The sequence below is a fragment of the Salinicoccus sp. Bachu38 genome, assembly GCF_038561955.2.
Lineage (GTDB): Bacteria > Bacillota > Bacilli > Staphylococcales > Salinicoccaceae > Salinicoccus > Salinicoccus bachuensis.
The window spans coordinates 1,001,082-1,017,643 of the sequence record NZ_CP138333.2; the positions used below are offsets into that span (position 1 = coordinate 1,001,082).

20 protein-coding genes are annotated in these 16,562 nt (G+C 52.5%); 17 read left to right on the plus strand and 3 right to left on the minus strand.

The annotated features are described in order from the left end of the window. Positions 1-43 precede the first annotated feature (43 nt). Positions 44-1,315, plus strand: a complete 1,272-nt coding sequence (locus RQP18_RS04955; RefSeq protein ID WP_342389053.1) for a cytochrome P450 — start codon at positions 44-46, stop codon at positions 1,313-1,315. A 66-nt stretch (positions 1,316-1,381) separates the two neighbouring features. Here RQP18_RS04955 and RQP18_RS04960 read toward each other — a convergent pair whose 3' ends face one another. Beyond that, positions 1,382-2,155: a hypothetical protein gene (locus tag RQP18_RS04960; protein WP_342389054.1), complete on the minus strand. Its 774-nt coding sequence runs from the start codon at positions 2,153-2,155 to the stop codon at positions 1,382-1,384. Positions 2,156-2,251: 96 nt separating this feature from the next. On the opposite strand from RQP18_RS04960, the gene RQP18_RS04965 reads away from it, so the two are divergent. Further along, on the plus strand, positions 2,252-2,950 hold the full coding sequence (locus RQP18_RS04965; RefSeq protein ID WP_342389055.1) for a sirohydrochlorin chelatase: 699 nt from the start codon (positions 2,252-2,254) through the stop codon (positions 2,948-2,950). Between the two features lie 44 nt (positions 2,951-2,994). Here RQP18_RS04965 and RQP18_RS04970 read toward each other — a convergent pair whose 3' ends face one another. Beyond that, the gene (locus tag RQP18_RS04970) at positions 2,995-3,300 is read right to left on the minus strand and encodes a rhodanese-like domain-containing protein (RefSeq protein WP_342389056.1); all 306 of its coding nucleotides are present in this window, start codon (positions 3,298-3,300) and stop codon (positions 2,995-2,997) included. An 89-nt stretch (positions 3,301-3,389) separates the two neighbouring features. Between RQP18_RS04970 and rsgA the strand changes: the two genes are divergently transcribed. The 4 genes from rsgA to RQP18_RS04990 are packed head-to-tail and all read left to right on the plus strand — an operon-like array spanning position 3,390 to position 6,242. Further along, positions 3,390-4,256, plus strand: a complete 867-nt coding sequence (gene rsgA, locus RQP18_RS04975; protein ID WP_342389057.1) for a ribosome small subunit-dependent GTPase A — start codon at positions 3,390-3,392, stop codon at positions 4,254-4,256. Position 4,257: 1 nt separating this feature from the next. After that, the gene (gene rpe, locus RQP18_RS04980) at positions 4,258-4,902 is read left to right on the plus strand and encodes a ribulose-phosphate 3-epimerase (RefSeq protein WP_342389058.1); all 645 of its coding nucleotides are present in this window, start codon (positions 4,258-4,260) and stop codon (positions 4,900-4,902) included. Further along, on the plus strand, positions 4,899-5,525 hold the full coding sequence (locus RQP18_RS04985) for a thiamine diphosphokinase (RefSeq protein WP_342389059.1): 627 nt from the start codon (positions 4,899-4,901) through the stop codon (positions 5,523-5,525). Before rpe ends, RQP18_RS04985 begins: the two co-directional genes overlap by 4 nt. 15 nt (positions 5,526-5,540) lie before the next feature. Further along, positions 5,541-6,242 carry a DUF554 domain-containing protein gene (locus RQP18_RS04990; protein ID WP_342389060.1) on the plus strand — a complete coding sequence of 234 codons (702 nt, stop codon included), beginning with the start codon at positions 5,541-5,543 and terminating at the stop codon, positions 6,240-6,242. 49 nt (positions 6,243-6,291) lie between these two features. On the opposite strand, the gene rpmB is transcribed toward RQP18_RS04990, so the two are convergent. After that, the gene (gene rpmB / locus RQP18_RS04995) at positions 6,292-6,480 is read right to left on the minus strand and encodes a 50S ribosomal protein L28 (protein ID WP_342389061.1); all 189 of its coding nucleotides are present in this window, start codon (positions 6,478-6,480) and stop codon (positions 6,292-6,294) included. A 193-nt stretch (positions 6,481-6,673) separates the two neighbouring features. Here rpmB and RQP18_RS05000 point away from each other — a divergent pair, with 193 nt between their 5' ends. The 11 genes from RQP18_RS05000 to RQP18_RS05050 all read left to right on the plus strand — a co-directional run bounded on the left by RQP18_RS05000 (position 6,674) and on the right by RQP18_RS05050 (position 16,488). After that, positions 6,674-7,042 (plus strand): Asp23/Gls24 family envelope stress response protein, encoded by a 369-nt coding sequence (locus tag RQP18_RS05000; protein WP_342389062.1) that lies wholly within the window; start codon positions 6,674-6,676, stop codon positions 7,040-7,042. Positions 7,043-7,063: 21 nt separating this feature from the next. After that, positions 7,064-8,713 carry a DAK2 domain-containing protein gene (locus RQP18_RS05005; RefSeq protein WP_342389063.1) on the plus strand — a complete coding sequence of 550 codons (1,650 nt, stop codon included), beginning with the start codon at positions 7,064-7,066 and terminating at the stop codon, positions 8,711-8,713. A 61-nt stretch (positions 8,714-8,774) separates the two neighbouring features. Beyond that, positions 8,775-9,440: an L-serine ammonia-lyase, iron-sulfur-dependent subunit beta gene (gene sdaAB, locus RQP18_RS05010; RefSeq protein WP_342389064.1), complete on the plus strand. Its 666-nt coding sequence runs from the start codon at positions 8,775-8,777 to the stop codon at positions 9,438-9,440. Between the two features lie 10 nt (positions 9,441-9,450). Continuing rightward, the gene (gene sdaAA / locus RQP18_RS05015; RefSeq protein WP_342389065.1) at positions 9,451-10,323 is read left to right on the plus strand and encodes an L-serine ammonia-lyase, iron-sulfur-dependent, subunit alpha; all 873 of its coding nucleotides are present in this window, start codon (positions 9,451-9,453) and stop codon (positions 10,321-10,323) included. Next, on the plus strand, positions 10,323-12,296 hold the full coding sequence (recG, locus tag RQP18_RS05020) for an ATP-dependent DNA helicase RecG (protein ID WP_342389066.1): 1,974 nt from the start codon (positions 10,323-10,325) through the stop codon (positions 12,294-12,296). The genes sdaAA and recG overlap by 1 nt, the downstream gene beginning before the upstream one ends. Continuing rightward, positions 12,293-12,907 carry a sortase gene (locus tag RQP18_RS05025; protein ID WP_342389067.1) on the plus strand — a complete coding sequence of 205 codons (615 nt, stop codon included), beginning with the start codon at positions 12,293-12,295 and terminating at the stop codon, positions 12,905-12,907. Before recG ends, RQP18_RS05025 begins: the two co-directional genes overlap by 4 nt. A gap of 126 nt (positions 12,908-13,033) precedes the next feature. Then, a complete protein-coding gene (fapR, locus tag RQP18_RS05030) occupies positions 13,034-13,606 on the plus strand; it encodes a transcription factor FapR (RefSeq protein WP_342389068.1) in 573 nt (190 codons plus the stop codon). Continuing rightward, entirely contained in the window at positions 13,599-14,582 is a 984-nt protein-coding gene (plsX, locus tag RQP18_RS05035) for a phosphate acyltransferase PlsX (RefSeq protein ID WP_342389069.1), read from the plus strand. Before fapR ends, plsX begins: the two co-directional genes overlap by 8 nt. Next, on the plus strand, positions 14,579-15,484 hold the full coding sequence (fabD, locus tag RQP18_RS05040; RefSeq protein WP_342389070.1) for an ACP S-malonyltransferase: 906 nt from the start codon (positions 14,579-14,581) through the stop codon (positions 15,482-15,484). Before plsX ends, fabD begins: the two co-directional genes overlap by 4 nt. Further along, complete coding sequence (gene fabG, locus RQP18_RS05045; RefSeq protein ID WP_342389071.1) at positions 15,477-16,214, plus strand: 3-oxoacyl-[acyl-carrier-protein] reductase; 738 nt, start codon at positions 15,477-15,479, stop codon at positions 16,212-16,214. Before fabD ends, fabG begins: the two co-directional genes overlap by 8 nt. 34 nt (positions 16,215-16,248) lie before the next feature. Continuing rightward, on the plus strand, positions 16,249-16,488 hold the full coding sequence (locus tag RQP18_RS05050) for an acyl carrier protein (protein WP_031548546.1): 240 nt from the start codon (positions 16,249-16,251) through the stop codon (positions 16,486-16,488). Positions 16,489-16,562 lie beyond the last annotated feature (74 nt).

Here is a 16,562-nt window from a genome sequence, read left to right on the forward strand (position 1 = left end):
TTATATATAATGAGATAGGAATACTGAAATTGGAGGAAAATTTATGAGCACAATCAAGAAGCACAAGGGTCTCGATAACACTCTGAAGGTCATGAAAGAGGGCTATCTCTATACAACGAACCAAAGAAGGCGCCTTGGATCAGAAAACATCTTTGAAACAAGGGTGCTTGGCGGAAAACGCGCTGTCATCATCAGCGGCAAAAAAGCTGCCGAATTATTTTATGACAATGACAAGACGGAACGTTCGGGGACGCTACCAAAACGTCTGGTGAACACACTGTTTGGGAAAGGCGCCATCCATACGACGACAGGGAAGAAGCACGTCGACAGAAAAGCGCTCTTCATGTCCCTGATGACGGAAGGCAACCTGAAGCATCTCAGGGAACTGACGCGCAATCACTGGTATATGAATACCCACAGGATGGAACAGATGGACCAGATCAACATCTACAGGGAATCCATCATCCTATTGACCAAAGTCGGCACTAAATGGGCAGGTGTGCAGGCACCGGAAGAGAAAATCGAAGAAATCGCCACTGATATGGACATCATGATCGACTCCTTCAAAGGACTGGGTACTGCCTACAAAGGCTATAAAGCTTCTGTAGCTGCACGCCGCCGTGTTGAGGACTGGCTCGAAGACCAGATCATCCAGACGCGGAAAGGGAAAATATTCCCTCCGGAAGGGACTGCACTCTACGAGTTTGCCCATTGGGAAGACTACAAAGGCAATCCGATGGATTCCAGACTCTGTGCAATCGACCTCATGAATACATTCCGTCCACTGATCGCAATCAACCGTTTCGTGTCATTCGGTCTGCTTGCCATGCATGAACATCCAATTTCAAAAGAGAAAATCAAAAATGAACCGGACTATGCCTACATGTTCTCCCAGGAAGTCAGACGCTTCTATCCATTCGTCCCGTTCCTCCCTGGAAAGGCCAAAACGGATATCCAGTTTGAGGGCCATGAAATCGAGAAGGACACGATGCTGGTTCTGGACATCTACGGTACAATGCACCGGGATGACGTTTTTGAAAATGCAGATGAGTTCTATCCGGAACGCTTCCGCGACTGGGATGGCAGTCCATTCGACCTCATTCCACAAGGTGGCGGGGACTATTATACGAACCACCGCTGTGCAGGCGAGTGGATGACCATCATCATCATGGAAGAGACGATGAAATACTTCGCCGACAGAATCACCTATGATGTGCCTGAACAGGATCTTACAGTGGATCTCAACAGCATCCCGGGATATATCAAGAGCGGATTCGTCATCGAGAATGTCCAGGAGAACGTCGACCGCGGATAGTCATAATCAGAATGAAAACCTTCCACAGCCTGGCTGTGGAAGGTTTTTTGATGCATGAAATGAAGATCATGCCCCCGGCGGGGTATATTTGAAGCGCTTGGTGCTGTCGGCGGCCACGGAGACTTCGAAACCCGGAACGGGGGTCTGGTCCAGCCGGTTGATGACACTCTGCAGGACGCCGACACGGAAGCGATCCTGATCGGGATCGTGCAGTTCCGGTACGGCTCCAGCGAGTGCAGTGAGCAGCGCAGAAAAGGTGTATTCATCTCCCGGAACCATCACTTCCGGAATGTTCCGCCTCACTTTTTCCACGATCGGCTGCAGATTGCCGCTTTCCTGGCTGCCCGGGATGTAGAAATACCTTTTATTCTCAATGACGGTCTGGTTGAAATTCGTTTTGGGGTCAAGTTCCAGCTGTTTAACGGCACCTTCCAGTACAGCAGTCCGGTCCTTCTTGTCCGATGCATCGAACAGTTCGGGGATGACCGTCTTCAGGAGTGCGAACAGCTCGCTGAAAGTGTAATAGCGTCCCGGCTCCATCATCGTCGCCAGTTCGGTGATCACCTTGTCCCTTATGCTGAAGTAGCGTTCCTCACCCTCATACTCCCCATATTGTATGTCCTGCATGAATATGGAACGGAAGATGGAGTTGAAGAGCGGGGACGACTCGACCCAGGCGATCACCCGGCTGCCGCTGTTGAGTCCCCGGACGAACCAGTCCTTGACGTGGGCATTCCACATGTACTCGTATACTTTTGCGATAAAGAAGTCGATCAGCTTGGCTCCAAGGTACGCAATCATGCCCAGAAAGAATATGAGCAGGGGATTCGAAATTGTCACTCGGCATCACCTCCCTCTCCACATACCCTTTTAGGACAGAATTGCCACATGGAAAAATAAAGGACAACTGCTATAATGCAGTTGAGGAGGGATGGAATGGCACACGATGTCATCGTCATGCATGGTTCAAGGCAAGAGGAGCGCAACGCGGTGCTGGCCGGCCGTCTTGAGGCACTGCTCGGCGCACGCAGGAATTACAGTGTAGCATTCATAGAAAGCGGTGAACGCAGCATCTGCCGGGTGGTCGGCAGGCTGGCAAGGGAAGGGGAGCGCGACTTCAACATCATACCGGTCCTCTTTTTCTCGGCCTCGCACTATTCCCGTGACATACCGGAGGCACTCCAGCATCTGGAAGCGGAATATGGGAATATGCGCTGGACTGTCGCCCCTCCCATGGGCACCCATCATCTGATGGTGCGGTTTGTGGAAAGGCGGGTGGCGGAGACTGGGGTGGAAGGTGGCACAGTCATCGTGATGGCGCATGGTAACGCCCGCTATCCGCAGGCGGACCGTGAGTTGGAGCGGCTTGTGTCACAGCTTGATATCGGCATTCCGATTCATCCGGCAACCCTCTATGGCGAGCTGGCCGCAGAAGGCCTGCCGGAGCGGCTGGACAAGGAGAAGGATTTCATCATTGTTCCAATCGCCCTGGAAGATGGTTTTTTGACCGGAAAGATGAAGGACGCGATTCTGGCGGTTCTGCCGGAGGGTTCCACAACTTTCGCACCATCCGTCAATTTCGATCCCGTACTGGAGGATATCATCCTGGAGCATATGAAGTCCGGGAAGGGATAGAAGTACAAAAAAAGGCGCCCGGGCGGGCGCCTTTGGTGCGGATGCTACAGGTGGTTGACCGGTCCGTCGTAGTCCAGTATGCCGCCTTCGACATTCACAGCATCATAGCCGTTGTCGAGAAGATAGTTCTGCACCTGTGCGCTCCTCTTGCCGGAGCGGCACATGACATAGTACTTCTTGTCCTTGTCAAGGTTCGGCAAGGCACTGTCGATGGCGGACATCGGATAGTGCTGGGCGCCGGGTACGAATCCCGTCTCTTCCAGTTCATCGCGCTCCCTTACATCGATCAGTACATTGCCGTCATCCTGCGTGACGTTCTGTACTTCGCTTGCCTGAATTGATTCTGCCATAATGATTCCTCCTTAGTGAAAGTGCTAGTCATATTTTATCATAAAGAGGGTAACTGTTATAATGGAGAAAAACTATTTCGGGGTGAGATATGCTAAAAGGTAGGATTACAAAAGCGCTCAGCGGTTTCTATTATGTGGAATCGGAGGGGGCGCTCTATGAAACAAGAGCCCGCGGGCTGTTCAGGAAAACGAAGGAATCACCGTTGGTGGGGGACATCGTCACTTTCCAGGTTGAAAATGAAGATGAGGGATATATCGGGGAGATACATGAGCGTAAAAATGCACTCATGCGGCCGCCGGTCGCCAATATCGATCAGGTGCTGATCACGATGAGCATGAAATCTCCCGAGTTCAGCTACTATCTTCTCGACCGTTTCCTTGCCTATGCCGAAGCACATGACATCGAACCGGTCATCGTCATCACGAAGACGGATCTTCTGGAAGATGAAGCATTTCTGAAAGAGATTGAAGCAGTCTACCGGCCCATATATGACATCCATTTTACGGACCGGTACCACATCAATGAAGACCTGCAGGGAATATTCAAGGACAAGATCAGTGTCCTGGCAGGGCAGTCCGGCGTTGGCAAGTCCACGCTGCTGAATACGCTCGTACCGGAACTTGAACTGAATACTGCCGAAATATCCAATGCACTGAACCGGGGCAAGCATACGACGCGGCATGTCGAGCTTGTGGAGATTGCAGGCGGTCTGATTGCAGACACCCCCGGTTTCAGCACGATAGAATTCAGTGAACTCGACAAATATAACCTGAAGTTCTGCTTCCCGGACTTCAACCATTTCAGTGAAGCGTGCAAATTCAGGGAGTGCCAGCACATCAACGAGCCGAAATGCGGCGTGAAGCAGGCGGTGGCCGATGGCAGGCTTGCGGCCAGCCGTCATGAGAGCTACCTGTCCATCTATCAGGAAATCGAAAACAGAAAGGCGAGGTATTGATATGACAAAAGTACTTCCATCACTACTGGCGAGTGATTTTACAAGACTCGGACACGACATCGAAAAAATGGAGGCGGCAGGCGCGGACATCTTCCATCTGGATATCATGGACGGACAGTTCGTACCGAACATCTCCTATGGCATGCCGGTCGTCGAAGCCATCAGCCGAACTGCCTCCATCCCGCTCGATGTGCACCTGATGACGCTCGATCCGGAGCAGTTCATCGATGCCCTCGCTGCACTCGGCATCGACATGGTGTCCTTCCATATTGAAGCGACCAACCATCCCCACAGGCTGATGCAACGCATCCAGCAGAGCGGTATGAAGGCGGGGATTGCACTGAACCCGCATACCCCGGTCGCGCACATCCAGCATCTGCTGGCGGAAATCGACTTCATACTGATCATGACGGTCAATCCAGGATTCGGCGGACAGAAGTTCATCGACACCTGTGTGGACAAGGTCCGCACGCTGGACGCGCTGAGGGCCGAGAAAGGATATGGATATGAGATTGAAGTGGATGGCGGCATCAACCAGGAGACTGCAGAAATATGCAGGGAAGCAGGGGCGGACCTGTTCGTCAGCGGTTCCCATCTGTTCAAATCGGAGGATTGGCAGGAAGCGGTCAGGGAGATGAAGCAGTGAAGCACATCAATGTCCTGATCCGGGAGGACAGCCCCGGCATCCCAAATGAAAGAAGAAATGAAAGATGGGCAGGGGTGGACCGCGGTGTCTACCTCCTGCTCAAGGAAGGCATCGTCCCCGATTTTACATATGGGGACTTCGACTCCGTGGACGAAGCGGAGTGGGCGTTCATAAAGCGACATATGGAAGTGGCGCCCGTGCCTTCCAGGAAAGACGATACAGACCTTGAGATGTGCCTGAAGGATCTCGTAGGGCGGGGCTATCAGTCGATAGATGTGTATGGTGCGATCGGAGGCCGGCTGGACCACACCCTCGGCAACATATTCCTGCTGATGCATGGGGATTTCAGGGATACCGATATTACGCTGATCGACGCCCAGAACATCATGCGGCGGCTCGATGCCGGCACACACCATGTCGAAAAGGTCGAACCGCTCAAATATGTATCATTCATCCCCTTTGTCGAAGGCACTTCGCTGACACTTGAAGGGTTTGAATACAATCTTGAAAAACAGCTTCTGAATCTCGGTGCAACACTTACGATCAGCAATGAGTTTCTTGACACAAGGGCCACTGTGCATACAGATGAACCGATAATTATGATACAATCCAGAGATGAATAGAAAAGGGGGGGTCGAATGATATTAACAGGTGCATTTGTCAACGGCATGGCCATCATCATCGGCGGCCTGCTCGGGCTGGTATTCACCTTCATACCGGATGCAATCAAGGACTCCATCATGAAGATACAGGGGCTCATCATCGTGACGCTCGGCATCCAGATGGTGGTGCAGACGGAGGACATCATCATCACCCTGCTCAGCCTGATCGTCGGGGTGGTCATCGGAGAAATCATACGTCTTGAGGAAGCACTCAACCGGTTCGGCCACTGGATGGAGTTCAAGCTCGGCGACAAGCACGCCGGGAACCTCTCCCAAGGTTTCGTCTCGGGTACACTTGTTTTCATCGTGGGGGCCATGGCGATTGTGGGCGGGCTTGATGCCGGACTCAGAGGGTCCAACGAAGTGCTCTTCACCAAAGCGATCATGGATTTCTTCATTGCAATCGTAATGACCACTACATATGGTCTCGGTGTCATCATCTCAGGGATTCCTACTTTCTTCTATGAATCAGGCATCATTCTCTCTGCCCAGCAGATTGCCCGTGTGATCCCCGAATTCATACTGGATGAGATGATTGAACAGGTGACGAGTACAGGCGGCGTCATACTGCTCGCCATCGGACTCAACATGCTGAATGTCACGCACATGCGTGTCGGCAATATGATTCCGGCCATCTTCACAGCAATGATCATGGTCTATCTGATCAATATATTCTAAAAAAAAAACCATCCGACAGGGTCGGATGGTTTTTTTCGGTTATCGGTGGTTAGACGCGTTCAACTTTGCCGGATTTGAGGGCACGGGCTGAAACCCAGACTTTTTTAGGTCTGCCGTCAACCATAACTCTTACCTTCTGCAGGTTCGCACCGAATTTTCTCTTGTTGGCATTCATTGCGTGTGAACGATTGTTGCCTGAAGTCGCCTTGCGACCAGTGAAAAAGCATTCTTTAGCCATGTTGTCATCTCCCTTTTATAAATATTACCATAAACATTGATTGTAGGTTTAATTGCATACTATAATATAATACATGATAAGAAAAATTTTTACAAGCAATTTTCTGCAGGAGCCGCATTATGCCCAATTGAATTCACTTGTATTTATATGTTGTTTCTGCTTATAATAAAATGATGTGTCAGGGGGAAAAATAATGGCTCTTGAAATTAAAAATGAATTGGGAAGCATCGATATCGCCATGGATGTCATCGCGAACATCGCCGGCGGAGCGGTAGTGGAAAGCTACGGCGTGGTCGGCATGGCTTCGAAGCACCAGGTCAGGGACGGCTTTGCCGAACTGCTTGGCAAGGAGAACTATGCGCGGGGTGTCATCGTCGAAAATACTGAGGGCGATATCGATATCGACCTGTATATCATCGTCGGCTATGGAATAAAAATATCAGAAGTGGCGACGAATGTGCAATCAACTGTAAAATACAAACTTGAAAAGACACTTGGACTCAATATCAAATCTGTGAATATACATGTCCAAGGGGTCAGAATCATCAATACCGAGGACTGATCAGGGAGGATTTACTAAGCGATGGATAAGATAGATGGAAAAATGTTTAGGAATATGATTTTAAGCGGGGCCGAGAATCTTCGGCAGCATGCTGAATATGTGGATTCATTGAACGTCTTCCCTGTTCCCGACGGTGATACGGGTACGAATATGAACCTTTCCATGACTTCAGGTGCAAATGAGATCGAAGACAGGGAAGATGAACATATCGGTACGGTGGGCAGACACTTCTCAAAAGGCCTGCTGATGGGGGCGCGCGGCAATTCTGGCGTCATACTCTCCCAACTGTTCAGAGGTTTTTCCAAAGCAATCGAGGATCAGGATGAAATCGGTGCGGAAGAATTTTCCGCTGCTTTCGAGGCCGGCGTGAAGACGGCATACAAAGCAGTGATGAAACCTGTTGAAGGGACGATACTGACAGTGGCCAAGGATTCCGCAGACAGGGCCGGAGAGGCCGCCGGGAAAGAATCTTCCATCATCTCCATCATGGAAGCAGTCATCGAAGAGGCGGAAGCTTCCCTGAAAAGGACGCCTGACCTGCTCCCCGTCCTGAAGGAAGTCGGTGTGGTCGATTCAGGCGGACAGGGCCTTGTCTATGTGTATGAAGGATTCCTTTCCGCCCTGAAGGGCGAAGCCGTTGAAGCCGGCAGCAAGCCGGCCGGCAAGGATACTTTCGTCAATGATGTCCATGAGTTCGATGATTTCATGTCGGCAGAAGACATCGATTATGGTTTCTGTACGGAATTCATGGTCCGCTTCGAAGCGGACAAGCGGGAGTTTGACGAAGATGCTTTCCGGCAGGACATGAGTGAATTCGGAGACTCCCTCCTGGTCATCTCGGACGATGAGATCGTCAAGGTACATGTCCACACGGAGACGCCTGGCGAAGCGATGACATATGGCGCAAAATATGGTGAACTGATCAAGATGAAGATTGAAAACATGCGTGAACAGTTCAGAGAAATCCAGGAGAAGAAGGATGCATCCGCAGGCAGAAAGCAGGAAGGGCAGGCCTATGACACCGCCATCATCACTGTTTCTTCAGGCGAAGGCATCAATGAGCTCTTCAGGAGCATCGGTGCAACGCACATCATCAATGGCGGCCAGACGATGAACCCATCGACGGAGGACATTCTCCGGACCATCGAAGACGAAGATGTGAAGCAGGTCATCATCCTGCCGAATAACAAGAACATCATCATGGCGGCTGAACAGGCCCGTGATATGCTTGAAATTCCGGCAGTGGTCATTCCGACACGTTCCATACCGGAAGGGCTGTCGAGCCTCCTCGTCTATTCTCCGGATGAGGATCTTGAGCAGGTCAGGGAAGCGATGGAGGCATCCCTCGAGCATGTGAAGACGGGGCAGGTCACCTATGCGGTGAGGGATACGAAGATAGACGGCATGGAAATAAGGAAAAACCAGCATATGGGCATTAAAGATGGTAAAATAACTGGAGCGGACGATTCCCGTGAAGCAACATTGAAGCAACTGATAGAATCCATGCTTGATGAGGAATCTGAAATTGTAACTGTACTGATTGGTGAGGAAGGTGACGCCGAAGAAGTGGAGCGCATCATCTCATCGATTGAACCAGAACATGACGAAGTTGAATTTGAAGTTCATGACGGACAGCAGCCGGTGTATAGTTATCTACTATCTGTAGAATAGTCATAAGGATCTCATCGGTCGAAGGCGCCGGTGGGGTCTTTTTAAAATTGGAGGCGATTGTATGAAGTATAAAAGTGTATTCGATATCATCGGGCCGGTAATGGTGGGCCCTTCCTCTTCACATACGGCGGGCGCAGCAAGGATCGGACTGCTTGCACGCAGTTTGTTCGGTGGCCAGCCGGATCATGCAGACATATACCTGTATGGATCTTTCAAAGATACATACAAAGGGCATGGTACAGATGTTGCGCTCATCGGGGGACTGCTCGGATTCGACACGGATGATGACCGGATCATTACTGCAGAGGCGCTTGCCAAGGAAGCGTCCATGCAGTACCAGTTCATCGAAATGGAGGAGGAGCGTTCCCATCCGAACACTGCGCTGCTTCACCTTGTGAAGGGCCAGGAACAGCTGACGGTCGAAGGCATCTCAATCGGCGGCGGCAAAATCGAAGTGGTCAGCATCAATGATTATCCGATCAACCTATCCGGAAACTATCCGGCACTGCTGGTGTTCCATAAGGACACTTTCGGAACGATTGCCCGGGTGACGACCATACTGGGAAACAACGAGATCAACGTCAGCCAGATGAATGTGGCCCGCAAGGAAAAAGGCGATGTTGCCCTGATGACGATCGAGCTCGATGATACAATCGATGGAGCAGTGATAGAAGAGGTGCGCGCGGCATCCGGTGTGGACAGAGTAATCGAAATGAAGGAAAGCTAGGGGGTCAATCATGTTTAAAAGTATTCAGGAATTGATAGATCAGGCAGCATCGGAGAACAAGGCGATTTCAGACGTGATGATGGAGCAGGAGATGGCAGTGACGGGCAGGTCCTACCTCGATATCTACAAGGATATGGAGCGGAACCTCGAAGTGATGGAGTCTGCTGTCGAAGAGGGCATCGGCGGGGTGGAGAGCACCACCGGCCTGACCGGCATGGACGCGGTCAAGATGAAGAAGTATATCGACAGCGGCAAAGGTCTGAGTGGGGAACTGACACTTTATGCGATTGCGCATGCAGTCAGCACGAACGAAGTGAATGCGGCCATGGGCAAGATATGTGCCACACCGACCGCCGGATCGGCAGGTGTCGTGCCCGGGGTCCTATTCGCGATGCGCGAGAAGCATGATATCTCCCGTGAAGAAATGGTGAAGTTCCTCTTCACCTCCGGTGCCTTCGGCTTTGTCGTGGCGAATAATGCAAGCATCTCCGGTGCGGCCGGCGGATGCCAGGCAGAGGTGGGCAGCGCAAGTGCGATGGCTGCCGCGGCCCTTGTGGAAATGGCCGGGGGGACGCCGGAGATGAGCGCCCATGGATTTGCGATTGCACTCAAGAATATGCTCGGACTGGTCTGCGACCCCGTTGCCGGACTTGTGGAAGTGCCGTGTGTAAAAAGGAATGCCGCAGGGGCAAGCAATGCATTGACGGCAGCAGACATGGCGCTGGCCGGAATCGAATCCAGGATTCCTGCAGACGAAGTGGTCGAAGCGATGTACAAGATTGGTCTGACGATGCCTTCTGCGCTCCGGGAGACCGGCCGCGGCGGATTGGCCGGTACACCGACAGGGGAGCGCATCAAGGCCGAGCTTTTCGGTGAACAGTAATGCCCGTCATGTACCAGGTGGTCACACCCCCGACACCGATTGAAGACCTGAAGGGTGTCGGTCCAAAACTCCGGGATAAACTTTTGGAACTGGATATCAAAGACGTGAATGATGTCGTATTCAACCTTCCGAGCGGGCATGAGAACCTGACAGTCATGGACCTGACGGAAGCTGGACATAATGACAAGGTCACAGTTTCCGGCACCGTCCAGACGGAACCGGCGCTTGCCTATTTCAGGGGCGGCAAAAACCGGCTGACGGTGTTCATGGAGATCAACGGCATGTATGTCAAGGTTGTATTCTTCAACCAGCCCTACCTGAAGGACAAACTGAAGGTGGGGGAGACGGTCAAAGTTTCAGGAAAGTTCCAGCGGCACAAGCTTGAGATCAACGCCCAGAGGCTTGTCTACGATACTTCCGGCGGCTACCGCGTGAAATATTCCCTGGGCGGCGTCATGCACTCGAAGACGTTCCATAAGATTGTTGCGGAAGTATTCGCAAACTGCATCTTCAATTATGACCTGCCCGAGGACCTGAAGGAGAAATACCGGCTGCTGTCGGTCCGGGAGGCGCTCCGGAGACTTCATTTTCCACAGAGTCCGCATGATATCAATGAGGCGCGCCGGACGATAAAGTTCTACGAACTTTTCATCTTCCAGCTCCAGCTGATGGAGAAGCGCAAGCGGGAGCGCGTAAGGAATGAACGGTATATTGTGGACTATGATATCGAGGCGCTGCGCACATTCATCGACACACTGCCTTTTGAACTGACGGACGACCAGAAGAGAAGTGTGAACGAGATATGCCGGGACCTCAAGCAGAACGTCTCCATGCACCGCCTGCTGCAGGGGGATGTCGGCAGCGGAAAGACGATTGTTGCGGGAATCGCAAGCTTTGCGGTGAAGACGATTCAGGAGCAGACGGCGCTGATGGTGCCGACTGAAGTGCTTGCAAACCAGCACTACCAGTCATTCCTTGAAATCTTCGACGGTCTCCTGAATATCGCCAAGCTGACCGGCAATACATCGAGGAAAGAAAAGATTGGCATACTGGCAGCGCTCGAATCGGGCGAAATCGATCTGATCATCGGGACCCATGCACTGATAGAAGAGGACGTCGTCTTCAACAGGCTGTCCCTCATCATCACCGACGAGCAGCACCGTTTCGGCGTCAACCAGAGGAAGCGCCTGAACGATCGGGCATATCGGAAGAATGTGCTCTACATGACCGCGACACCGATTCCGAGGACCCTCTCCATCACCACATTCGGTGATATGGACATCTCCATCATCAAGGAGATGCCGAAGGGCCGGAAACCGGTAGAGACATACTGGCGCCGCTTCGATGAAACGAATGAAGTGCTCAATGCACTGGCGGCCGAAATAAAGAAAGGTCACAATGCCTATATCGTGGCACCACTGATAGAGGAGTCGGAAACGCTGGATCTGAAGAATGTCCAGGAGATCTTCCAGTTGTTCACCGACCGCTTCGGCGAGGAGAACGTCGAACTGGTGCACGGGCGGATGAAACCGGATGAGAAGGATGCCGGCATGCGCCGCTTCGAATCGCACGAGAAGCCGGTGCTCGTGTCGACGACGGTCATAGAAGTGGGCATCAATGTACCGAATGCCACCTTCATGGTCATATTCAATGCCGAGCGGTTCGGCCTTTCCACGCTCCATCAGCTGAGGGGCCGCGTCGGCCGGAGCGACAAGCAGAGCTACTGCGTGCTGATCAGTGATCCGAAGACCGAGAATGCGAAACTCCGCATGGACATCATGACGAGTACGACGGATGGTTTCGAACTGAGCGAGCGGGATCTTGAAATGCGTGGGCCGGGGGATTATTTCGGCGTCCGCCAGAGCGGACTGCCCCAGTTCAAGGTGGCGGACCTGGCCGAGGATTACCGCGTGCTTGAGCATGCCAGGATGAGCGCGATAGAATACAGTGCGAAAATGGAGGCGGACGGATGAGACATGTCCTGAGACTCTCCGGAGCCTTGCTGATTGTGGCAGGGCTCCTGCTGTTCTTCTGGCAGGATATCCGGGAGATCTTCATCGACAGGGTAAATGAGCGGGTGATCGAGTCCTACCATGATGACGGCAGGCCGGTCGAGGTGAACAGGCTGGAATCTTTTGTCACGGGGGTCGGGGAATCTGCGGCGTATGAAACGGCGGATGTCGCCGGTGTCCTGAGGATCGGATCTGCGGATATAGCGGAGCCCGTCTTCCGGGGTCCGGTGACCGAAGAAAAGCTGAAGGCCGGGCTGTCGTTCGTCGACGGTACCGATCACGCCGGGATGCAGAACATCCCCATCGCGGGGCACCGTGTGGAAGGTGCCGGCATCCGCTTCAACCATCTTGACCGGGCCGCCATCGGAGACATCGTCGAGTTTGAAACTGCAGATGAAGTGCGCAGCTATGAAATTACGGATATATTCGAAGTCGAGCCCTCCCGGGTCGATGTTCTGGACCAGAAGAGGGACCATCCCCAGCAGCTGACCCTGATCACATGTGAGGACTACAACCCGGAGACGCTCCTTTTTGAAAAGCGTCTGATTGTAAAGGCGACGATAACTGAATAGCATGCCGGCGCATGGGCCTTTGGGCACAGCGCCATTTTTTTGCCATGATATGCTATAAAGTGTTTGAAATCGCCAATGCAGTTATATATACTGATGTTAGTACCAACTACTAAATGAGGATGACATATGGCGAAATATAAAAAAAGAGAACGCCAGGAACTTCTGCTCGAGAAAGTATCGACAGACCCTTTCCTGACTGATGAACGATTGGCGGAAATGTTTGATGTCAGTATACAGACGATTCGGCTGGATCGGCTCGAGTTGAACATCCCCGAGCTGAGGGAGCGCATCAAGCACGTGGCCCGGGAGGAGACGGATAAGATCAGAAGCCTCTCCCTGCAGGAAGTGATCGGGGAAATCATCGATCTGGAGCTCAATCACCATGCACTTTCGCTCTTCATTGTTGAAGAGGGCCACGTCTTCCAGAAGAACCGGATCGCCCGGGGGCATTATCTGTTCGCCCAGGCCAACTCCCTGTGTGTTGCGGTCATTGATGAGCCGCTGGCACTGACGAAGTCGGCCCAGATAGAATTCATCAGGCCGGCCAGACTCGGGGACAAGGTGATTTCAAAGGCGGTCGTCGAAAAGATGGACGGCAGGATTGCCGTCATTGCGGTCGAATCGAAAATAGAACAGCGCCTCATATTCAAAGGGCGTTTTGAAATGTATTATACAGGTGAAGGTGAAGAGAATGGTTAAAATTGCAGTCGATCTGATGGGTGGGGACAATGCACCGGAAGAAATCGAAAAAGGCGTACTCCAGGCAGTCGAAGAAGACGGGAGCCTCGAAGTACTATTATTTGGCCTGAAAGATGCGTATTCCGGAGATCATCCGCGAGTGGAATTCATAGAAGTCACTGAAAAAATCGAGTCGGAGGACGATCCCGTCCGCTCGGTGAGAAGGAAGAAGGACAGCTCACTCGTACGGGCGTGCCGGGCGGTGAAGGACGGTGAGGCGGATGCCTGCATTTCCGCCGGCAACACCGGTGCACTGATGAGCGCAGGGCTGTTCGTTGTCGGGCGCATCAAAGGTGTGGAGCGCCCTGCAATCGCCACACTGCTGCCGACTACAGGCAAAAGCAAAGAGGGCATGATGCTGCTTGACATGGGTGCGAATGCCGACAACAAGCCGCAGCATCTCTACCAGTTTGCAGTCATGGCCGACCTCTATATGAGGGAGAATGAGGGACGGAGCAATCCGACCATCGGCCTGGTAAACAACGGCAGTGAAGCGAACAAGGGAAGCGAACTGACGAAGGAGACGTTCAAACTGCTGGACGAAAGCGGGTTGAACTTCATCGGCAACTTCGAGACGCGGGACATACTTTCAGGCAAGGTGGACATAGCAGTGACGGACGGATTCACAGGAAACGTCATCCTGAAGACACTGGAAGGGACCGCGATGGCACTGATGGGAGAAGTGAAGCAGGCCTTCCTCAAGAATACGAAGAACAAGCTGGCGGCCCTGGTCCTCAGGAAGGATGTGCAGTCCATCCGGAATCTTCTGGATTACCGCCAATATGGCGGTGCGCCGCTGCTCGGTCTGGAGGGCAATGTATTGAAAGCCCATGGGTCGAGCGACAGGGTGGCAATCGTTTCCGCCATCAGGCAGGCAAAACGCATGGCGGAATCGGACGCGATCACAAAGATAAAAGAAAGAGTGGGGGAAGCATGAAGAAACTGATTCTATTTCCAGGGCAGGGTGCCCAATATGGTGGGATGGCAAAAGACATCTATGAAAACTCACCGGAAGGGCGGACGCTCCTCGATGAAGTATTCATGAATGTGGACTTCGACCTCAAGTCGATCATGTTCGAGGAGGACGAGCGGCTGAACCAGACGGAATATACACAGCCGGCACTGTTTGCCCACAGTCTGGCGGTACTCGCCGCCACGGGCCTGAAGGGTGACATCGTCCTTGGCCACAGCCTCGGCGAGCTGCCGGCACTGGTCCATGCAGGCGTCATCAGCGTCAAGGATGGCGTCAGGATCGTTGCAAAGCGCGGTGAACTGATGTCCCAGAGTACGGGCGGCGGCATGGCGGCTGTCATCGGCATGGAATATGATGCCCTTGTCCGTCTGTGCGAATCGATGTCCGATGCGGAGCGGAAGATCCAGCCTGCAAACATCAACGCGCCCGATCAGATCGTCGTATCCGGCGACCGCACGCTGGTCGACGCCTTCGCCGCTGAAGCGAAGGAGAACGGCGCAAGGCGGGTCATGCCGCTGAACGTTTCCGGCGCCTTCCACTCCCATCTGATGGAACCGGCAAAGGCGGAATTCAGGAAATTCGTCGAAGGCATCACATTCAATGAACCGGCCATTCCCGTCATACAGAATGTTTCAGCCAGGGCAGAAACGGATCCGGAAACGATCAAAAGCCAGCTGATCGAGCAGCTGACCAGTCCGGTACGCTTCGTCGAATGCATCGAGGCGGCTGCGGAAGCCGGTGTGACGGAAGCGGTCGAAGTGGGTCCGAAGAAAGTATTGAACGGTTTGGTCAGAAAAATAGACCGCTCCATCACGACAACGAACATTGATACGATGGAGCAGGTAAAGGAGTTTCAAAATGGGTAGCATCGCACTAGTTACAGGTGCCTCACGCGGCATCGGGAGAAGCATCGCACTGAAGCTTGGCAAAGAGGGATATACGGTCATCGTGAACTATTCCGGTTCGAAGGACAGGGCAGAAGCGGTCGTGTCGGAGATCGAGGCGGCAGGCGGCAGCGCAGAAGCACTCCAGTGCCAGGTCCAGAATTTCGATGAAGTGAAATCGATGGTCAAGCACATCACGGATACGCACGGTTCCATCGATCTTGTCGTCAATAATGCAGGTGTCACGAAGGACAACCTGCTGATGCGCATGAAGGAGGCGGAATGGGACCAGGTGGTCGACGTCAACCTCAAGGGGACATTCAATGTCATCCAGAACGTCGCCCGTCCGATGATCCGCCAGAAGGGCGGCAGGATCATCAACATCTCAAGCATCGTCGGGTCCCTCGGCAATGCGGGACAGACGAACTATGTCGCCTCCAAGGCGGGCATCGACGGTATGACGAAATCCGTTGCGAGGGAGCTGGCACCGAAAGGCATCACGGTGAATTCAGTCGCACCGGGCTTCATCGAAAGCGACATGACCGATGTCCTGTCCGATGATGTAAAGTCACAGATGCTTGCACAGATTCCGTTGAACCATTTCGGCAATACTGATGATATTGCGGAGACGGTGGCATTCCTTGCATCCGGGTCGGCGCGCTACATCACCGGCCAGACGATTCATGTAAATGGTGGTATGTACATGGGCTAGACCCTATGGTACCATTGGAGGGAGGTGAAGAATAATGGCAAAAAACTTTGACAAAGTAAAAGACATCATCGTGGACAAACTTGGAATCGATGAAGAAAAAGTGACGAGAGAAGCATCTTTCAAGGATGACCTTGGTGCGGACTCTTTAGATATCGCTGAGCTTGTCATGGAACTTGAAGATGAGTTCGAAATGGAAATTCCGGATGAGGAAGCTGAAAAGATCAACACTGTAGGCGACGCTCTGGATTACATCGACAAACTGGAAGCGAAGTAATGATAAAATCCACTTTTCGGAGTGGATTTTATTTTTGTGTCAAAACTTTTATTCACATGGATAATCGTATAAAA